The sequence below is a fragment of the Pseudomonas triticifolii genome (assembly GCF_014358015.1).
Classification (GTDB): Bacteria; Pseudomonadota; Gammaproteobacteria; order Pseudomonadales; family Pseudomonadaceae; genus Aquipseudomonas; species Aquipseudomonas triticifolii.
This window is the reverse complement of record NZ_JACONV010000013.1, coordinates 97,886-114,910: the sequence shown is the minus strand read 5'-3', so window position 1 is coordinate 114,910 and position 17,025 is coordinate 97,886. Positions and strand designations below refer to the sequence as shown.

Sequence of the window (17,025 nt, the reverse complement as noted above, 5' to 3'; positions counted from 1 at the left end):
GTCTGTCGTCTGTTTGCTTCATGCGCGGCCGTTCTGGGCCTATAATGATCGCCTTTTTCGCCCAATGATTTTGCGGAGCTGGTGATGGCCGAACGTAAGGCTTACGTCGAGCGCAATACTCTGGAAACCCAGATCAAAGCCTCGATCAACCTGGATGGCACCGGAAAGGCCCGATTCGATATCGGTGTGCCTTTCCTTGAGCACATGCTCGACCAGATCGCCCGGCACGGGCTGATCGACTTGGACATCGAGTGCAAGGGCGACCTGGAAATCGACGATCACCACACGGTGGAAGACGTCGGTATCACTGTGGGTCAGGCATTCAGCCAGGCCATTGGCGACAAGAAAGGTATTCGCCGTTACGGCCATGCCTACGTGCCGCTCGATGAAGCGCTGTCGCGTGTGGTCATCGACTTCTCGGGTCGTCCAGGCCTGCAGATGCATGTGCCGTACACCCGTGCAACCGTCGGTGGCTTCGACGTTGACCTGTTCCAGGAGTTTTTCCAGGGCTTCGTCAACCACGCCAACGTGACGCTGCACATCGACAACCTGCGCGGCCACAACACTCACCACCAGATCGAAACGGTCTTCAAGGCCTTTGGCCGTGCCTTGCGCATGGCCGTCGAACTGGATGAGCGCATGGCCGGTCAGATGCCTTCCACCAAGGGTGTGCTCTGATGCAGACAGTGGCGGTCATCGATTACGGCATGGGCAACCTGCACTCGGTCGCCAAGGCCCTGGAGCACGTTGGCGCAGGCCGGGTGCTGATCACCAGCGACGCCGATGTGATTCGCGAAGCCGACCGTGTGGTGTTTCCGGGTGTGGGCGCGATTCGCGACTGCATGGCCGAAATCCGTCGTCTGGGCTTTGATTCGCTGGTGCAGGAAGTCAGCAAGGATCGTCCGTTTCTCGGTATCTGCGTCGGCATGCAAGCCTTGCTCGACAGCAGCGAAGAGAGCGACGGCGTGGATTGCATCGGCATGTTCCAAGGCCAGGTGAAGTTCTTTGGCAAGGACCTGCACGAAGACGGCGAGCACTTGAAAGTGCCGCACATGGGCTGGAATCAGGTCACCCAGTCGGTCGATCACCCGCTGTGGCACGACATCCCCGATCTGGCGCGTTTCTACTTCGTCCACAGCTACTACATCGACGCCGTCAATCAGCGCCAGGTGGTGGGCCGTGGGCGTTATGGCCTCGACTTCGCCGCGGCGCTGGCCGACGGTTCGCGCTTTGCCGTGCAGTTTCACCCGGAGAAAAGCCATACCCATGGCCTGCAGTTGTTGCAGAACTTCGCTGCGTGGGACGGCCGCTGGTAATCGACATGAGCAAAGCCAAGGCCAAGCCGCCCATCCTGACCCTCTCGCCCGAGCACGAACAACAGGCGATCGACCAGCTCAAGCGTCTGTTTGCAGACCGCTTTGAGCTGGAACTGGGGTCGTTCGAGGTGGCTGAAGTGCTTGAGCTGTTCACGCGCGAGATTGCCCCGCATTACTACAATCGAGCCATTTTCGATGTTCAGCAGCACCTCAAGGAGAGGTTCGAGAGCATCGAGAGTGACCTGTGGGCGCTCGAGAAAAACTAATTTCCGGACAAGTAGGTTTCCCGATGCTGATTATTCCCGCTATCGACCTTAAAGACGGCGCCTGTGTGCGTCTGCGTCAGGGCCGCATGGAAGATTCCACAGTGTTTTCCGATGACCCGGTGGCCATGGCCGCCAAGTGGGTCGAAGGTGGCTGCCGCCGTCTGCATCTGGTCGACCTCAACGGTGCGTTCGAAGGTCAGCCGGTCAACGGTGACGTGGTCACGGCCATCGCGCGTCGCTACCCGAACCTGCCGATCCAGATCGGTGGCGGCATTCGCTCGCTGGAAACCATCGAACACTACGTCAAGGCGGGCGTGAGCTACGTCATCATCGGCACCAAAGCCGTCAAAGAGCCTGAGTTCGTGGCCGAAGCTTGCCGTGCGTTCCCCGGCAAAGTGATTGTCGGCCTGGACGCCAAGGACGGTTTCGTGGCGACCGACGGCTGGGCTGAAGTCAGCTCGGTGCAGGTCATCGACCTGGCCAAGCGTTTTGAAGCCGATGGCGTGTCGGCCATCGTGTACACCGACATTGCCAAAGACGGCATGATGCAGGGCTGCAACATCCCGTTCACCGCTGCGCTGGCGGCGGCGACGCGGATTCCAGTCATCGCCTCGGGCGGCATCCATAACCTGGGTGACATCCAGGCGCTGCTGGACGCCAGGGCACCGGGCATCATCGGCGCTATCACCGGTCGCGCCATCTATGAAGGCACGCTGGACGTGGCCGAGGCTCAAGCCTTGTGTGATCGGGAACAGCGCTGAGCACGGCACTGTTCCACTAACCGGAGATCGATTCTGTGGCCCTAGCCAAACGCATCATCCCTTGCCTGGACGTCGACAACGGTCGAGTGGTCAAGGGCGTCAAGTTCGAGAACATCCGTGATGCGGGTGATCCGGTCGAGATCGCTCGTCGTTACGATGAGCAGGGTGCCGACGAAATCACCTTTCTGGACATCACTGCCAGTGTCGACGGCCGTGACACCACGTTGCATACCGTCGAGCGTATGGCTAGCCAGGTGTTCATCCCGCTGACCGTCGGCGGTGGCGTGCGGACCGTGCAGGACATCCGCAACCTGCTCAACGCCGGGGCCGACAAGGTGTCGATCAACACCGCTGCCGTGTTCAATCCCGAGTTCGTGGGTGAAGCTGCGGCCCGTTTTGGCTCGCAGTGCATCGTGGTCGCCATCGACGCCAAGAAGGTTTCCGGACCGGGTGAAGCCCCGCGCTGGGAGATTTTCACTCACGGCGGGCGCAAGCCGACCGGGCTGGACGCTGTGGTCTGGGCGAAAAAGATGGAAGAGCTGGGCGCTGGCGAAATCCTGCTGACCAGCATGGATCAGGACGGCATGAAGAGCGGCTTCGACCTGGGCGTCACGCGTGCGATCAGCGATGCGCTGGGCATTCCGGTCATCGCCTCGGGCGGTGTCGGCAACCTCGAGCACCTGGCCGCTGGCGTGCTTGAAGGTCACGCCAGCGCTGTGCTGGCGGCGAGTATTTTCCACTTCGGCGAATACACGGTCCCTGAAGCCAAGGCTTACATGGCCAGCCGCGGCATCGTGATGCGCTGAGCCAGCGTCGAAAAAAAGCGAGCGCGCTGACCCGGTCAGCGCGCTCGTTTTCGTTTCAGTTATCGGTTTTGGGTGCGGTCAGGCTGTCGACACGAGGCTCGGAAGCCTGTCCCGAGGCATCTTTTGCCACAGTACACAGCGTGGCCGGAAGCAATCGTGTGCTGACGTTGAAGTTGTAGTACACCGTCTTGTAGCCATTCGGATCCGCGCAATCGGTCGAGTCTGGTGCGCCGAACTTGAAGGCATGGCTGGCGTGTGTTGGCAGGCTGCGGGTGAAGGTGACCTGGTACTTGCCAGTGTCCAGTTGCGTGACCGTGACATCAGGCGCAGGTGTTGCACCGGAATCCACCAGTTCCACACTGTGAATGAAGGCGTTTTCCAGCACGCCAGGCAGATCGCCCTCGTTGCCGTTGTGGCCGACGATACACAGCGAATACAAGCCGGGCTCGGTGCCGATCACCGAATTGATGTGCGCGGTGCGTGCGTCCCGTGAGCTGCGATAACCGTCCGGTTCGCGGCATTGGCTGGGGTTGCGGGTGGTCTTGAATTTGAACTGTGAGGTGTTGATGGTGAACTTCATGTCCCAGCGTGGCGCAATCACTGCGCCTTGTGCGTCGCGTTCCAGCCTGATCATGTGCTTCTGATAATACGGGTTGGGCAGTGTCACCTGGGCGTCGGTCTGCAGTCTGCAGGCCGGGAGCGAACGCTCGAAAACACCATCGACGAAGCAGGCGTGCAATACGTCGATCGGGCTGGCGTAGGTGGTGTCGGCTGACCAGGTGGCCTTGCCATCGCTGACTTCACAAGGCGAATCGGCAAAGCAGCGGCTCTGCTCGGTGGCGCCCCGTGTACCGGTGCCCATGATGCCGATGATCGTGTTGGTATGACGATCAATCAAAGGGCTGCCGGAGCTGCCCGGCAGTACGTCTTCGCAGCGGTTGCGCAGGTTCGCGCTCCACGCATAGGGATGCTCGATGATGTTCACGACCGCGTCCACCTCGCAGGCAGAAAGCCGCAGCGTGTGACCGTTGGGCGCCAGCGGAGCGCTGACCGACAGAACTTCGCTGCCCGTCTGCGCCGTAACCCCGGACAGTTTCATGGGCGTGATGCCGTCTTTCAGCAGGCGCGACAGCGGTGCCTGCAACTCCAGCAATGCGAGGTCGACGCCGCGCATGCTGCTCCAGTGGATTTTCTTCAATGGATAAACCGGACGTTTACCCGGCGGGATGTCCTTGAAGTAATTGAATTCCACATGACCTTCGATTTCCAGGTCCGTGGCCGCCTGACTGGGGTGGACATAGGTGCAATGGCCGCTGCTCAGTACATAGGCAGGTGCATCGGCATGGGCATCAGTTCGGGTATCGATCAGTACTGCGGTGCACATCCGGTTTTCCAGGCTTTCCATACGACCGACACCGTTCCAGTGATTGAAACGGCCATCCTTGTTTTCCAGCAGCACGGAAGGTGCGAACGCAGCGATACCGTCGCCGTAATCGCCTGGTTGGGCCAGCGCAATGCCCGATACGCAGGCCGACAGCAGGCCCAGGTACAGGTTTTTTTTGAGGCTCATTTATCATTCCTTTGATAGTCGAGAGTGTTGGGTCAGTCGTGCTGACGCGGCCTATCAAAACGCTTCTCGAATCAGGCTGTGCCGTAAATAGTTAACGGGGCTGGTTTTTTTGTGGCGGTGCGATGGGGTATGTCATCGGCGGAATGTGCTTGAAAGCGACATCCTCAAGTCGCGGGCTAGACACTGCCTCGGGTTCGCGGCACTCTGACTCAGTCGTTCAAGATCGAGTGCCGGAACATGCTCAAACGTCTTTTTCTCGCACTGGTCGGAGCAGCTGTTCTGCTCAGCGAAGTCGCCCGAGCCAGCGATTCACCTGCTTATTCCATGGTGCTGCTGACCGAAAATTACCCGCCTTACAACATGGCGATCGATGGCAAGAACTTCGCGCAGGACAGCAACATCGATGGCATTGCCGTCGATGTGGTTCGCGAAATGTTCAAGCGCGCCGGTGTCGGCTACAACCTGACCCTGCGCTTCCCTTGGGAACGCGTCTACAAGCTTGCGCTGGAGAAGCACGGCTATGGTGTGTTCTCCACGGTGCGCACGCCCGAACGTGAAAAGCTTTTCAAGTGGGTCGGGCCTCTCGGACCGGTCGACTGGGTGTTGCTGGCACCCGGCAACAGCACGATTGCACTGTCGAGTCTGGAGCAGGCCAAGGGTTATCAGATCGGTGCCTACAAGGGCGACGCCGTGGCCGAGCATCTTGCGCTCAAGGGCCTGGACCCGGTGGTGATGCTGCGCGATCAGGACAACGCTCGCAAACTGGTCAACGGACAGATCGACCTTTGGGCGACGGCTGATCCTGTGGGGCTTTATCTGGCCAAGCAGGAAGGCATCACCGACCTCAAGACCGTGCTGCGCTTCCACACGGCCGAGCTGTATCTGGCGTTGAACAAGGACACGCCGCAGGAGGTGGTCGATCGTTTGCAGTCGGCGCTGAACACCCTGCGTGATGAAGGGCAGTTGAAGAAAATCCGCGACCGTTACCTGTAAGCCTAACGATAGGTCCCGTCTTTGCCGTGACCGGCCATGGCCTTGTTGCCGCGCTGGCCGATCATTTCCCGCAGTTCGATCCATTCAATGCCCTGCGCCTTGAGCTTGGGCAATTCACGTTCCAGCACATCCAGCGTGACCGGATAGGGATGGCCGATGACCACGGCTGAGCCCTGCTTGCGCGCCAGTCTGATGGCGCTCTGCAACTGTCGGGTGATGGCTTCGGCGGTGCGCTCGTCGTCCAGAAACACATCGCGAGACACGCTGGCCAGACCGATGCGTTGCGCCTGGGCGGCGGCGACGGTCTTGGCGCTGGTGCGGCTGTCGACGAAGAACATATGGCGACGCTGCAGTTCTTCCATGAGCCAGGTCATGGCGACCGGCTCGGCGGTCATGCGGCTGCCCATGTGGTTGTTGATGCCCGCTGCATACGGCACTTTGAGCAACGCAGCACTCAGGCGGCTTTCAAGTTCCGGCAACGGCAGGTCAGGGTGCCAGGCATAGGGGCCGGTCGCCGGGTCCATGGGCATGTGCAGCATCACGGTCTTGCGTGCGCGATGGGCCTGGCGGGCAAACTCGGTGGCGTGCGGGGTGTCGGGCATGATCGCCAGGGTCACAGGGCCCGGAAGCGCCAGCGTACGGCTGTCGCGCTCGGGGTTCTGGCCCAGATCATCGATGATCAGGCTGAGGTAGGCTTTCGCAGGTTTTGCGTCGGTCTCGGCTGGCGCTGCGTGGGCAGCGCCAGTGATCGAGAATGCCAACAGCAGAAGGCAGAGAATCCGCATCCGTCAGTTGCCGCGCGTGATACTCAACCCTTTGAGCAGGCTGAGCGCCTGGCTGAGCTGGAAGTCATCGTCCTGCGGACGCGCCTTGGCTGCCGCGCCGCCCTTGAGAGTCGGTTTGTCTGCGCCGCCGTTGCCGTTACCCAAGTGACCGAGCAGGTCGGCTTCCTTGTAGTTCTCGCCATCGACTTCGTTGGTGACCTTGGCGCGTCGCACCACGATATCCGGGTTGATGCCCTGCGCCTGAATCGAGCGGCCGTTCGGCGTGTAGTACAGCGCCGTGGTGATCTTCAGGGCGCGGTCGTTGTTCAGCGGCAGCACGGTTTGCACCGAGCCTTTGCCGAAACTGTCGGTGCCCATCAGGATGCCGCGTTTCTGATCCTGCAAGGCACCGGCAACGATTTCCGATGCCGAGGCGCTGCCGCCGTTGATAAGCACGACCAGTGGCACGCCTTCGCTGGCGTCCGCCGGGTCGGCCGAGAAGCGCAGTTCGGAGTTGGCGATGCGGCCCTTGGTGTAGACGATCAGGCCCTTGGTGAGGAAGTGGTCAGCCACTTGCACGGCCGATTGCAGCACGCCACCCGGGTTGTTGCGCAGGTCCAGGATCAGACCGCTCATCTTCTTGCCGTTGTCCTTGCGCAGCTTGGCCAGCGCCTTGCCGACTTCATCGCCGGTCTTGACCTGGAACTGGGTGATGCGGATATAGCCGTAGCCGTTCTCCAGCATCTGCGCCTTGACGCTCTTGACCTGAATGGTCGCGCGCGCCAGCGTCACGTCGAACGGCGTGCCGCCGTCACGTACCAGCGTCAGGGTGATTTTTTCGCCAATCTTGCCGCGCATCTTGTCGACCGCTTCCTGCATGGTCTGACCCTGGGTCGGCGCGCCGTTGATCTTCACGATCAGGTCGCCGGCTTCGATGCCTGCCTTCGAAGCCGGGGTGTCGTCGATGGGCGAGACCACCTTGACGATGCCGTCCTCCACGCCGACTTCGATGCCCAGGCCGCCGAACTCACCGCTGGTGCTTTCCTGCAGCTCCTGGAAATCTTCAGGGCCAAGGTAGGCAGAGTGCGGGTCAAGGTTGCTGAGCATGCCCTTGATGGCGTTTTCCAGCAGGGTCTTGTCGTCCACCGGCTCGACGTAGGCGGCCTTCACCCGATCCATGACCTCGGCAAACGTGCGCAGCTCATCGAGCGGCAGCGGCGGCTTGGCGTTGGCCGGGGCGACTGCTGCTGTCGTGGCTGGCGTGGTTTTTTCGGCAGCGTGCGCCAAGGGCGCGCCGATAACGATGGCAATCGCCAGGGCCAGCGAGGTGAGGCGGGACAAATGCAGCATGTCTAACGAGCTCCTACTGATATTGGTGCCGACTTATCCTTGAGTGCGGCACCATTGGGCTGGATCGCTGGGGCGACCCTGCTGACGAATAGCAAAGTACAACGCTGATGTGTCCTGACCGCCGCTGTTGCCTACGGTGGAAATCGCTTCACCGGCTTTTACGATGTCGCCTGCCGACTTGAGCAGGCTTTGATTGTGTCCGTACAGGGTCAAATAGCCATTACCGTGGTCGAGAATGACCAGAAGACCCGCGCCGCGCAACCAGTCGGCAAACACCACCCGACCGCCGTGCACCGCATGTACCTGGCTTCCGGCCGCAGCGCTGATCATGACGCCGTCCCATTTGGTCCGCTCGTCATCACCGCGCGCTTCACCGAAACGTGCAAGCAGTCGACCATCGATTGGCCATGGAAGTTTTCCCTTGGCCTCTGCAAAAGGTCCGCCATACGAAACGCCGGCACTGGAAACCAGCGCGCCGGGGCTTTTGACCGGACGGCGCGGAGCGGGTTCATCGTCGCTCTTGCTACTGTTGCGTGCCACGGCCTCGGCTTCACGCTGGCGTTTCTCTTCTGCTTCCTTGGCTGCCAAGAGCGCCTTCTGGCGTGCTTCTTCGGCTTCGCGGGCCTGTCGGGCCAACGTCTCTTCGATGGTCTTGAGCACCTTGGCCAGATCGGCCTGGTCCTGCTGACGGGCCTGCAACTTCTGGTCGCGGGCCTTGTAGTCCTGATTGAGCTTAGCCAACGCCTGCTGACGTTCCTGGCGAACCTTGGCCAATTCTTCGGTCTGGCTGTCCAGGTTGCTCTTCTGAACCAGCAATTGCGCCTGTTGCAGGTCGATGTCTTTACCGACATTGGCCAGTTGACGCAGTGTTTCATTGAAGTTGCGCAACTGTTCCAGGCGCGCCTGGCTCAGGTAATCGTAATACGTAAGGGTGCGGGCGAATTTTTCGGGGTGCTGCTGGTTGAGCAACAGCTTGAGGTATTCCTGGCGGCCACTCTGGTAGGCGGCGCGGGCCTGAATCGCGATCAGACGTTGTTGCTCGACCTTGGCGCTATTCAGTTTTTTTTTCTCACTGTCGAGCTTTGTCAGCTCGGCTTCGGTCTTTTTTAGTTCCTTTTGCAGGACCTCGACCTGCTTTTCCAGCTTGCCCATTTCCGTTTCAGTGGTGCGCAGGTCCTTCTGGACGCCTGTGCGTTCTTCCTGAAGCTTGTTCAGGACTTTCTGCAGTTCCGCCACATCCTGACGCGCAGCATCTATCTGTTTTTGGGTTTGCACACGCTCATCTTCGGCGAATGCCGGATTGAGCAGGCAGATCAGAACAAGGGCGATCAAGGCGCGAAGCATGAGGGTGGGCGATACCGAGGAATTGTGAGAAAAAATGTCAGGCCTAGTATGCCCGGCATGGGGTACAAAAAAAACGCCCCGCACGTACTGCTTTGGGGCCTGTAACACAAAAAACCGGCACCGCCTGATGGCTAAGTGCCGGCTTTCAGCGGATTACTCGTTCACCAGGATCGAGTGGCCGGTCATCTCTTGCGGTTTCTCCATGCCCAGCAGGTGCAGCATGGTCGGCGCGACGTCGGCCAGTACACCGCCTTCGCGTACTTTCAGCTGGCGTTTGCCGACATACACGAACGGTACAGGTTCGGACGTGTGCGCGGTGTGCGCCTGACCGGTGTGGTCATCTGTCATCTGCTCGACGTTGCCGTGGTCAGCGGTAATCAACGCTTCGCCGCCGACTTTTTCCAGCGCCTCGGTGATCCGGCCGACGCAGACATCCAGGCACTCCACGGCCTTGATGGCGGCTTCCATGATGCCGCTGTGGCCGACCATGTCGCCGTTAGCGTAGTTGACGACGATCACGTCATAGCGCTGATGCTCGATGGCGTCGACGATCTTGTCGGTCACTTCCGGCGCGCTCATTTCCGGCTGCAGGTCGTAGGTGGCGACTTTCGGCGAAGGAATCAGGATGCGCTCTTCGCCCGGGAACGGTTCTTCGCGACCGCCGGAGAAGAAGAACGTCACGTGGGCGTACTTCTCGGTCTCGGCAATGCGCAGTTGCGTCTTACCGTTGTCGGCCAGGTACTGGCCCAACACATTCTTCAGGCTGCCTGCCGCAAACGCGGATGGCGCAGGGATGCTGGCAGCGTACTGGGTCAGCATCACGTAGCTGACCTTCGGCTGACGGGCGCGCTCGAAGTCCTTGAAATCATCCTCGACAAATACGCGGGTGAGCTCGCGGGCACGGTCGGCGCGGAAGTTCATGAACACCACGGCATCGCCGTCTTCGACTTTTGCAGGCTCACCAATGCGGGTGGCTTTGACGAATTCGTCGTTCTCGTCGCGAGCGTAGGCGGCTTCAAGCCCGGCCACGCCACTGTCAGCGTGGAATTCGGCGGCGCTGTCGACGATCAGGTTATAAGCACTGGAGACGCGATCCCAACGGTTGTCACGGTCCATGGCGAAATAACGGCCGATGATTGTGGCCGTGCGGCCCTTGCCCAGACGGGCGAAGGTTGCGTCCATGAGCTCAAGGGACGTCTTCGCGCTACGAGGTGGCGTGTCGCGACCGTCGAGGAAGGCGTGCAGGTAGATCTTTTCGGCGCCGCGCTTGACGGCCAGTTCGGCCATGGCAACCAGATGGTCCTGATGGCTGTGAACGCCGCCATCGGACAGCAGGCCCATGATGTGCACAGCCTTGCCGGCGGCCACGGCTTTGTCCACGGCTGCGCAGATGGTCGGGTTCTCGAAGAACTCGCCGTCGCGAATCGCCTTGGTCACTCGAGTGAAGTCCTGATACACCACGCGCCCGGCACCCAGGTTCATGTGGCCGACTTCAGAGTTGCCCATCTGCCCGTCCGGCAGACCGACATCCATGCCAGAGCCCGAAATCAGGCCGTTGGGCATGGTCGCGTAGAGGCGATCCATGACTGGCATCTTCGCGGCCATAATAGCGTTGCCTTCACGGTGTTCGCTGTGTCCGAAGCCGTCCAGGATGATAAGGACCAGAGGTTTTGGGGTGGCAGTCATAGAACCCACTCGAGGCTGGTTGAAGTAAAGAACAAGGGATCGGCATTTTAAGGACAAGTTCAAACGGCGTCACTGCCGTACGGACTTTGGCCGACCTTGGGTGCTGTGTATACTGGCCGACATTTTAACGCCCTGGAACCTACCGATGGTTGCTCATCTGCTTGAATTCGCTACTAACCACTATTTGATCACCGGTGCCTTCGTCATTTTGCTGGGACTGCTGATTGCTTACGAACTGAGCAAAGGCGGCGCGAGCCTGAGCACACGCGAGCTGACCGCACTGGTCAACAGCGACCAGGGCGTGGTTATCGACGTGCGCTCCAAGAAGGATTTCGCCAACGGCCACATCGTCGGCTCCCTGAACTTTCCGCAGGACAAAGTGCTGACTCGCACCGCAGAACTGCAAAAATACAAGGACAAGACGTTGATCATCGTCGACGCCATGGGGCAGCATGCTGGCAGTACCGCCCGCGAGCTGCTCAAGACTGGCTTCAAGGCGGCCAAGCTGTCCGGCGGCATCTCCAGCTGGCGCGGCGACAACCTCCCACTGGTGAAGTGAATATGGCCCAAGTCATCGTCTATTCCAGCGACTACTGCCCGTACTGCATACGTGCCAAGCAGTTGTTGCAAAGCAAGCGTGTGGCCTTCGAGGAAATCAAGGTCGATGGCAAGCCGCAGATTCGTGCCGAAATGACCAAGAAGGCCGGTCGCACGTCGGTACCCCAGATCTGGATCGGCTCGACCCATGTCGGCGGCTGTGACGATCTGTTCGCTCTTGAACGCGCCGGCAAGCTCGATGCACTGCTCGGCTGAATCCCCAACTTAACCGCCCCATTTGAGAAGGATCCGAAATGACCGATCAACCGAACAACGGCGCCGTGGCCAACGAAGAAGAAAACGCTCCGCAATTCTCCCTGCAGCGTATCTATGTTCGCGACCTGTCTTTCGAAGCACCGAAAAGCCCGGCGATCTTCCGCCAGGAGTGGACACCGACCGTCAGCCTGGACCTCAACACCCGTCAGAAGCCGCTGGAAGGCGATTTCTACGAAGTGGTGCTGACCCTCTCCGTGACCGTTAACAACGGCGAAGAAGTCGCTTTCATCGTTGAAGTGCAGCAGGCCGGTATCTTCCTGATCAAGGGCCTGGACGACGCTTCGATGAGCCACACCCTGGGCGCGTTCTGCCCGAACATCCTGTTCCCTTACGCTCGCGAAGCCATCGACAACCTGGTTGTCCGCGGCTCGTTCCCGGCGCTGATGCTGGCCCCGGTGAACTTCGACGCGCTGTACGCACAGGAACTGCAACGCATGCAGGAAGCCGGCGAAACGCCGACTGTTCAGTAAGCGTAACGGTTGAATGAAAAAGCGCCTTTCGGGGCGCTTTTTTGTGGAGCGATATACCTCTGTGCTGACACACCGCTGTCTCGCAGCAAGTCGCGTTCCACAAAAATGTATATAAGTTCAACACTCCGTGGGAGCGGACTTGTCCGCGAAGGCAGTGTGTCAGGCGCGACATCTCTACCGGATGTACTGGCCCTTTCGTGGACAAGTCCACTCCCACGGTCCTGTGTTTGCAGCGAGACAGCGGAGCGCCATGGACGAAGTGCCAACGCGGAGCGGAGTGGGAATGCAGCCCACGTCCGCTCACGGCGTTACGCGAACCCGTGCTGACGCCATGCCTCATAGACGGCCACGGCGACGGTGTTGGACAGGTTCAGGCTGCGGCAGCCTTCACGCATGGGCAGGCGCAGGCGATGATCGCCGCTCAACGCGTCGAGAATCTCGGCAGGCAGGCCCCGGCTTTCCGGGCCGAACAGAAAGGCATCGCCCGGCTCGAAGCTGACATCATGAAACGGGCGCGAGCCCTTGGTGGTAAAGGCAAACAGCCGCGGGTGGCCGATCTTCTCCAGACAACTGGCCAGGTCGGCGTGGGTCTGCAGCGTGGCATACTCGTGATAGTCGAGACCCGCCCGGCGCAGGCGTTTATCGTCCAGCTCGAAACCCAAGGGTTCGATCAAATGCAGGGTGCAGCCGCTGTTGGCGCACAGCCTGATGACATTGCCGGTATTCGGCGGAATTTCTGGTTGAAAAAGGATGACGTGAAACATGCACGGCTCCGAACGAAAGGACGGGATGCATTCTACCCCTGAAGAGGACCCCAGACCGAAGCTCTGGCCGCGTGTTCTTGGTTCGATGGCCATTGTCGGCTTCACCATCGGCACGATCATCGGCCGTTTGCAGCAGCCTGTGCCGGTCGAACTGGAACAGATCGAAGAGTTGCCGACGGGGCTTGCGCTGTGGTTCGACGAGCAACCCAGGTACGAAGCCAGTACGGTCGATGGTGCCATGGTGGTCAGGCTCGATGCGTCCGGGCGGCCGTGGAATGGCCAATTGCGGTTCGACAACAGGGTTACACGCTGGAAGCTGGAGCGAGGGGAGAAGGGGATGGTGCTGACGCTCCTGGCGGCCCGTCCACTTCACGGCGACTGGCGCACTGAGAAGGTGGACGGGCGCTGGAGACTGGAGGTCAGTCTCCGGGAGGAATAAAAGAGGGGATTCCCCGGCCTGCCTGTACCAAGGTCCCCAAAACTGGTGATGTAATACCTATTGCAGGCAGCGTGCCAGTTTTGAGAAAAAAGCGATAAAACCTCTTCTCCGCGCCGCAAAGCCCGCCATGGCGGGCTTCGACAGGTTGATACCTTGGCGCTGTCCCTTTCAGCTATTTACACGGCGGCCCGTTTGCCCCGCTTTGTGCACCCAATTTGCGCATCACAACGGTGCATCACACCAAGCTGATGCAATTTGTGTCCTGAGTCAGCAGACTCAATGATGCTGACCGTGCCAGGGCATCAGTCTGCGTTGCAGCGCCCGCAGGCTCAGCTCCATGGCGAAGGCGATGATCGCGATCACCAGAATCCCCAGCACCACGACGTCCGTGACCAGAAACTGCGCCGCCGACTGCACCATGAAGCCCAGCCCGCTGGTGGCGGCGATGAGTTCGGCAGCGACCAGTGTCGACCAGCCCACGCCGAGCCCGATGCGCACGCCGGTCAGGATGTCCGGCAGTGCGCTGGGCAGGATGACGTGGCGAATCAACTGCCATCGCGTGGCACCCAATGACTGCGCAGCGCATACTTTGGCCGGATCGACTGTTCGTACGCCGGTTGCCGTGGCAATGGCGATGGGCGCGAAGATCGCCAGATAGATCAGCAGCACCTTGGAAAACTCGCCGATGCCGAACCAGATCACGATCAGCGGCAGGTAGGCCAGAGGCGGAATAGGGCGGTAGAACTCGATCAGCGGATCCAGAATGCCCTGCGCGACACGGTTGTGGCCGATAGCGATCCCTACCGGAATGGCGGTCAATATCGCTGCGCCCAGGCCCAGCCCGATACGTTGCAGGCTGGCCCCCAGATGCTGCCAGAGCGTGGAGTCCATGTAGCCCTGGGTCAGCAGCAGCCAGGCTTTCTCCAGCACATCCGAAGGCGGCGGCAGGAACAGGGGCTCGATCCATTCGGCGGCGGTTACGGCCCACCATAGTGTCAACAGTACTAGCGTGGTCGCGACGCTGATGGCGCGCGTGCTCAGGAACAGGCGCTGTTTGCGTACCGGTATCCCGGAATTGACGGGGTTGCTCAGTTCATAGCTGTTCATGCGTGTTGCTCCCGCGCGCGTTGCGAAAAGACGCTGGCCAGCACGTGCTCGCGGGTTTCGACGAATCGTGGATCGGACTTGATTGCCCGGGCCGGTTCGCCAGCGCTGTAGCGTTGGCCGAAGTCCAGGCGCAGGTGTTCGGCGATGCGTCCGGGATCGGGCGCGAGCAGGATCAGGTCCGTGGCAAGAAAAACCGCCTCTTCTATATCGTGGGTAATCAGGAACACCGGCTTGGCGGTACGTCGCCACACCTGCAGCAGCAGTTCCTGCATGCTTTCACGCGTGAAGGCGTCCAGTGCGCCGAAGGGCTCGTCCATCAGCAACACCCGAGGGTCGGCTGCCAGTGCTCGTGCCAGCCCGACACGCTGCCGCTGCCCGCCGGATAGCTGCCAGATGCGCCGCTGTTCAAAGCCGCTCAGGTCCACCAGCGCGAGCATGTCCCGCGCCTTCGCTTCCCGCTCGCTCCTGCCGACGCCTGCCAGTTCCAGGCCGAACGCGACGTTGGCCAGCACGTTCTGCCAGGGTAGCAAGGCATCATCCTGAAACACCACGCCACGTTCGGCGCCTGGCCCTTCAACCGGTACGCCGTCCAGCGTGATGCGTCCGGTGTCGGGCTTAATGAAGCCTGCGATCAGGTTCAGCAGTGAGGTCTTGCCGCTGCCCGAAGGGCCGAGGGCCACCAGCAACTGGTCCGGGCCAAGGCTCAGGTTGATGTCCGTCAGTACGGGCTGCGCTGCGCCGGGGTACTGTGCGCCGACGCGCTTGAGTTGCAGTAAGGCCATGGCCTTTGGCTCCTTCAGGGCTGATCAGCGGGGGATGAATGTTGCCGTCACGTAAGGCGAGTAGTCGGGCAGCACGGCGTCGACCTTGCCTTGTTCTTTCAGGAAAGCGGCAGTCTTGGTCACGGCTTCAATGGTGGGCGCACCGAGCAGCGCGGCCTGCTCGGCAGCCAGCGGGTAGACATTGCCCTGCAGCAGGCCGGGAATGTCCGCCGCCTTCGCGCCGGAGAGGCGGGTCAGCTTGTCGATGTTGGCGGCATTGGCGATCCAGGCATTTGGGTCCTGACGATACTGTGCGTAGGCGTCGAGGGTGACTTTGGCGAAGGCACTGACCACTTCCGGGTGCTTGGTGGCGAAGTCCTTGCGCACGATCCAGGCGTCGAACGTGGGTGCGCCGACCCTGGCCAGTTCGCCGGACGTTATAAGCACTTTGCCGGTTTCCTTGGCGACGCCCAGTGCCGGGTCCCACACATAGGTCGCATCAATGTCGCCGCGTTTCCATGCCGCAGCAATGGCTGGTGGGGCAAGGTTCAGGATCGTCACCCTGGCTGGATCGATATTCCAGTGCTTGAGCGCGGCCAACAGGCTGTAGTGCCCGGTGGACACGAACGGCACGGCGATCTTCTTGCCAATCAGGTCCTGCGCAGAATTGATCCCCGAGCCGTTGCGCGCCACCAGTGCTTCTGCCGCGCCAATCTGGGTGGCGATCAGGAATGTTTCCACCGGCAGCTTGCGTGTTGCCGCCGCAGTAAACGGGCTTGAGCCCAGGTAGCCGATCTGAACATCGCCGGAGGCAATTGCGGTGATCACGTCAGCACCGTTCTCGAACTTGCGCCAGGCGATTTTCGAGTCGGTGGCCTTTTCGTAAGCGTTATCGGACTGAGCCACTTTGGCCGGATCCACGGTGGTCTGATAGGCCACGGTGAAGTCGGCCGCCTGGGCGATGAAGGCTGCACCGGTCAGTGAAAGCGCCGTCAACAGGCGCAAGGAGAAGTGCAGTTTCATGGCGATGCTCCGAATCAGGCGGGCCGAACATTGGCTGAAAGCGGAGGCTAAATGATCTAAGAAAAGCTAAATAAATAACATTTAAGCATTAGCTTATGAAGGGTTTCGCTTCTTTCTGGCGGGGGTTGAGGCGGTGTGAGGCACACCTGAATCGGTTTCGCATCGGCCAATCGGCTCACGCGAAGGTCGGCATGACAGGTAAAAGTCGATTTGGTTCACCGTCTTAACCGTTCAAGCGGTGTTGCGAGGGGTAAAACTGAGCGCGTTGGACCTCAAAAACCGATTATTTTTATTTCTTCTCCGGTGTTTCCATCGGAAACGTCAACGTGGTGACAACTGTAACATTAGGTGCTTATTCTCCGCGAAGTACCCGTTTTATAAGGGGTTTGAGCACAGGCTCTTCAGGTTTTGTGCTCGTGGGATATGACTGGCCGGTCGGTATGTGGCTAAGTGATGGCTCAAAACCTAACGATCTGACGAACGGTTGCAAAATATTTTTTGGGAATTAGCGAATTAGGTCGATACACTCCGTGACGTCTTTGTGACACGAGTTGTGACATATATCGAAAGGTTCTTAGGATCAGATAAATGATTCCTTTTGGGCTTGAGGTGTTTTCACTACCTTGCTGCACTGACATACGCGGTCTAGTCAAGCAGTCGTGGCGTTCAGAAACCATTGACCTCAGGGTCGGGACTGTCGCCTATCGCGAATCCGGAAGTCAGGGCAAAGCC

19 protein-coding genes are annotated in these 17,025 nt (G+C 60.1%); 10 read left to right on the top strand and 9 right to left on the bottom strand.

Annotated features, from left to right (window positions below; all coding sequences use genetic code 11):
- Positions 1–84 precede the first annotated feature (84 nt).
- From hisB to hisF, 5 genes are read left to right on the top strand one after another with little or no spacing between them, the layout of a single operon-like run.
- Positions 85–678 (top strand): imidazoleglycerol-phosphate dehydratase HisB, encoded by a 594-nt coding sequence (gene hisB, locus H8S56_RS17105; RefSeq protein ID WP_004883084.1) that lies wholly within the window; start codon positions 85–87, stop codon positions 676–678.
- On the top strand, positions 678–1,316 hold the full coding sequence (gene hisH / locus H8S56_RS17100) for an imidazole glycerol phosphate synthase subunit HisH (RefSeq protein WP_024685351.1): 639 nt from the start codon (positions 678–680) through the stop codon (positions 1,314–1,316). Before hisB ends, hisH begins: the two co-directional genes overlap by 1 nt.
- 5 nt (positions 1,317–1,321) lie before the next feature.
- Positions 1,322–1,582: a DUF2164 domain-containing protein gene (locus H8S56_RS17095; protein ID WP_024685352.1), complete on the top strand. Its 261-nt coding sequence runs from the start codon at positions 1,322–1,324 to the stop codon at positions 1,580–1,582.
- 23 nt (positions 1,583–1,605) lie between these two features.
- Positions 1,606–2,343 (top strand): 1-(5-phosphoribosyl)-5-[(5-phosphoribosylamino)methylideneamino]imidazole-4-carboxamide isomerase, encoded by a 738-nt coding sequence (gene hisA, locus H8S56_RS17090; RefSeq protein ID WP_024685353.1) that lies wholly within the window; start codon positions 1,606–1,608, stop codon positions 2,341–2,343.
- A gap of 35 nt (positions 2,344–2,378) precedes the next feature.
- Positions 2,379–3,149, top strand: a complete 771-nt coding sequence (hisF, locus tag H8S56_RS17085) for an imidazole glycerol phosphate synthase subunit HisF (RefSeq protein ID WP_187519282.1) — start codon at positions 2,379–2,381, stop codon at positions 3,147–3,149.
- A gap of 55 nt (positions 3,150–3,204) precedes the next feature.
- Here hisF and H8S56_RS17080 read toward each other — a convergent pair whose 3' ends face one another.
- Positions 3,205–4,719, bottom strand: a complete 1,515-nt coding sequence (locus H8S56_RS17080) for a trypsin-like serine peptidase (RefSeq protein ID WP_187519281.1) — start codon at positions 4,717–4,719, stop codon at positions 3,205–3,207.
- A gap of 237 nt (positions 4,720–4,956) precedes the next feature.
- Between H8S56_RS17080 and H8S56_RS17075 the strand changes: the two genes are divergently transcribed.
- The gene (locus H8S56_RS17075; protein WP_024694611.1) at positions 4,957–5,712 is read left to right on the top strand and encodes a substrate-binding periplasmic protein; all 756 of its coding nucleotides are present in this window, start codon (positions 4,957–4,959) and stop codon (positions 5,710–5,712) included.
- 2 nt (positions 5,713–5,714) lie between these two features.
- Here the strand turns inward: H8S56_RS17075 and H8S56_RS17070 are convergent, their stop codons facing one another.
- The 4 genes from H8S56_RS17070 to gpmI all read right to left on the bottom strand — a co-directional run bounded on the left by H8S56_RS17070 (position 5,715) and on the right by gpmI (position 10,856).
- Positions 5,715–6,497 (bottom strand): divergent polysaccharide deacetylase family protein, encoded by a 783-nt coding sequence (locus H8S56_RS17070; RefSeq protein WP_187519280.1) that lies wholly within the window; start codon positions 6,495–6,497, stop codon positions 5,715–5,717.
- A 3-nt stretch (positions 6,498–6,500) separates the two neighbouring features.
- Positions 6,501–7,826, bottom strand: a complete 1,326-nt coding sequence (locus H8S56_RS17065) for a S41 family peptidase (protein WP_187519279.1) — start codon at positions 7,824–7,826, stop codon at positions 6,501–6,503.
- 33 nt (positions 7,827–7,859) lie between these two features.
- Complete coding sequence (locus H8S56_RS17060) at positions 7,860–9,170, bottom strand: murein hydrolase activator EnvC family protein (protein ID WP_024694613.1); 1,311 nt, start codon at positions 9,168–9,170, stop codon at positions 7,860–7,862.
- Between the two features lie 153 nt (positions 9,171–9,323).
- Positions 9,324–10,856, bottom strand: coding sequence for a 2,3-bisphosphoglycerate-independent phosphoglycerate mutase (gpmI, locus tag H8S56_RS17055; protein ID WP_187519278.1), 1,533 nt, complete (start codon positions 10,854–10,856; stop codon positions 9,324–9,326).
- Between the two features lie 145 nt (positions 10,857–11,001).
- Between gpmI and H8S56_RS17050 the strand changes: the two genes are divergently transcribed.
- The 3 genes from H8S56_RS17050 to secB are packed head-to-tail and all read left to right on the top strand — an operon-like array spanning position 11,002 to position 12,199.
- Complete coding sequence (locus H8S56_RS17050; protein ID WP_024685360.1) at positions 11,002–11,415, top strand: rhodanese-like domain-containing protein; 414 nt, start codon at positions 11,002–11,004, stop codon at positions 11,413–11,415.
- A gap of 2 nt (positions 11,416–11,417) precedes the next feature.
- Positions 11,418–11,669 carry a glutaredoxin 3 gene (gene grxC, locus H8S56_RS17045; RefSeq protein WP_024685361.1) on the top strand — a complete coding sequence of 84 codons (252 nt, stop codon included), beginning with the start codon at positions 11,418–11,420 and terminating at the stop codon, positions 11,667–11,669.
- Between the two features lie 38 nt (positions 11,670–11,707).
- On the top strand, positions 11,708–12,199 hold the full coding sequence (secB, locus tag H8S56_RS17040; RefSeq protein ID WP_024685362.1) for a protein-export chaperone SecB: 492 nt from the start codon (positions 11,708–11,710) through the stop codon (positions 12,197–12,199).
- 308 nt (positions 12,200–12,507) lie between these two features.
- Here the strand turns inward: secB and trmL are convergent, their stop codons facing one another.
- Complete coding sequence (gene trmL, locus H8S56_RS17035; RefSeq protein ID WP_024688092.1) at positions 12,508–12,963, bottom strand: tRNA (uridine(34)/cytosine(34)/5-carboxymethylaminomethyluridine(34)-2'-O)-methyltransferase TrmL; 456 nt, start codon at positions 12,961–12,963, stop codon at positions 12,508–12,510.
- On the opposite strand from trmL, the gene H8S56_RS17030 reads away from it, so the two are divergent.
- On the top strand, positions 12,962–13,402 hold the full coding sequence (locus H8S56_RS17030; RefSeq protein ID WP_187519277.1) for a hypothetical protein: 441 nt from the start codon (positions 12,962–12,964) through the stop codon (positions 13,400–13,402). The genes trmL and H8S56_RS17030 overlap by 2 nt on opposite strands.
- 276 nt (positions 13,403–13,678) lie before the next feature.
- On the opposite strand, the gene tauC is transcribed toward H8S56_RS17030, so the two are convergent.
- From tauC to tauA, 3 genes are read right to left on the bottom strand one after another with little or no spacing between them, the layout of a single operon-like run.
- The gene (gene tauC / locus H8S56_RS17025; protein ID WP_187519276.1) at positions 13,679–14,509 is read right to left on the bottom strand and encodes a taurine ABC transporter permease TauC; all 831 of its coding nucleotides are present in this window, start codon (positions 14,507–14,509) and stop codon (positions 13,679–13,681) included.
- Complete coding sequence (gene tauB / locus H8S56_RS17020; RefSeq protein ID WP_187519275.1) at positions 14,506–15,291, bottom strand: taurine ABC transporter ATP-binding subunit; 786 nt, start codon at positions 15,289–15,291, stop codon at positions 14,506–14,508. Before tauB ends, tauC begins: the two co-directional genes overlap by 4 nt.
- 24 nt (positions 15,292–15,315) lie before the next feature.
- Positions 15,316–16,293, bottom strand: coding sequence for a taurine ABC transporter substrate-binding protein (gene tauA, locus H8S56_RS17015; protein ID WP_187519274.1), 978 nt, complete (start codon positions 16,291–16,293; stop codon positions 15,316–15,318).
- Positions 16,294–17,025 lie beyond the last annotated feature (732 nt).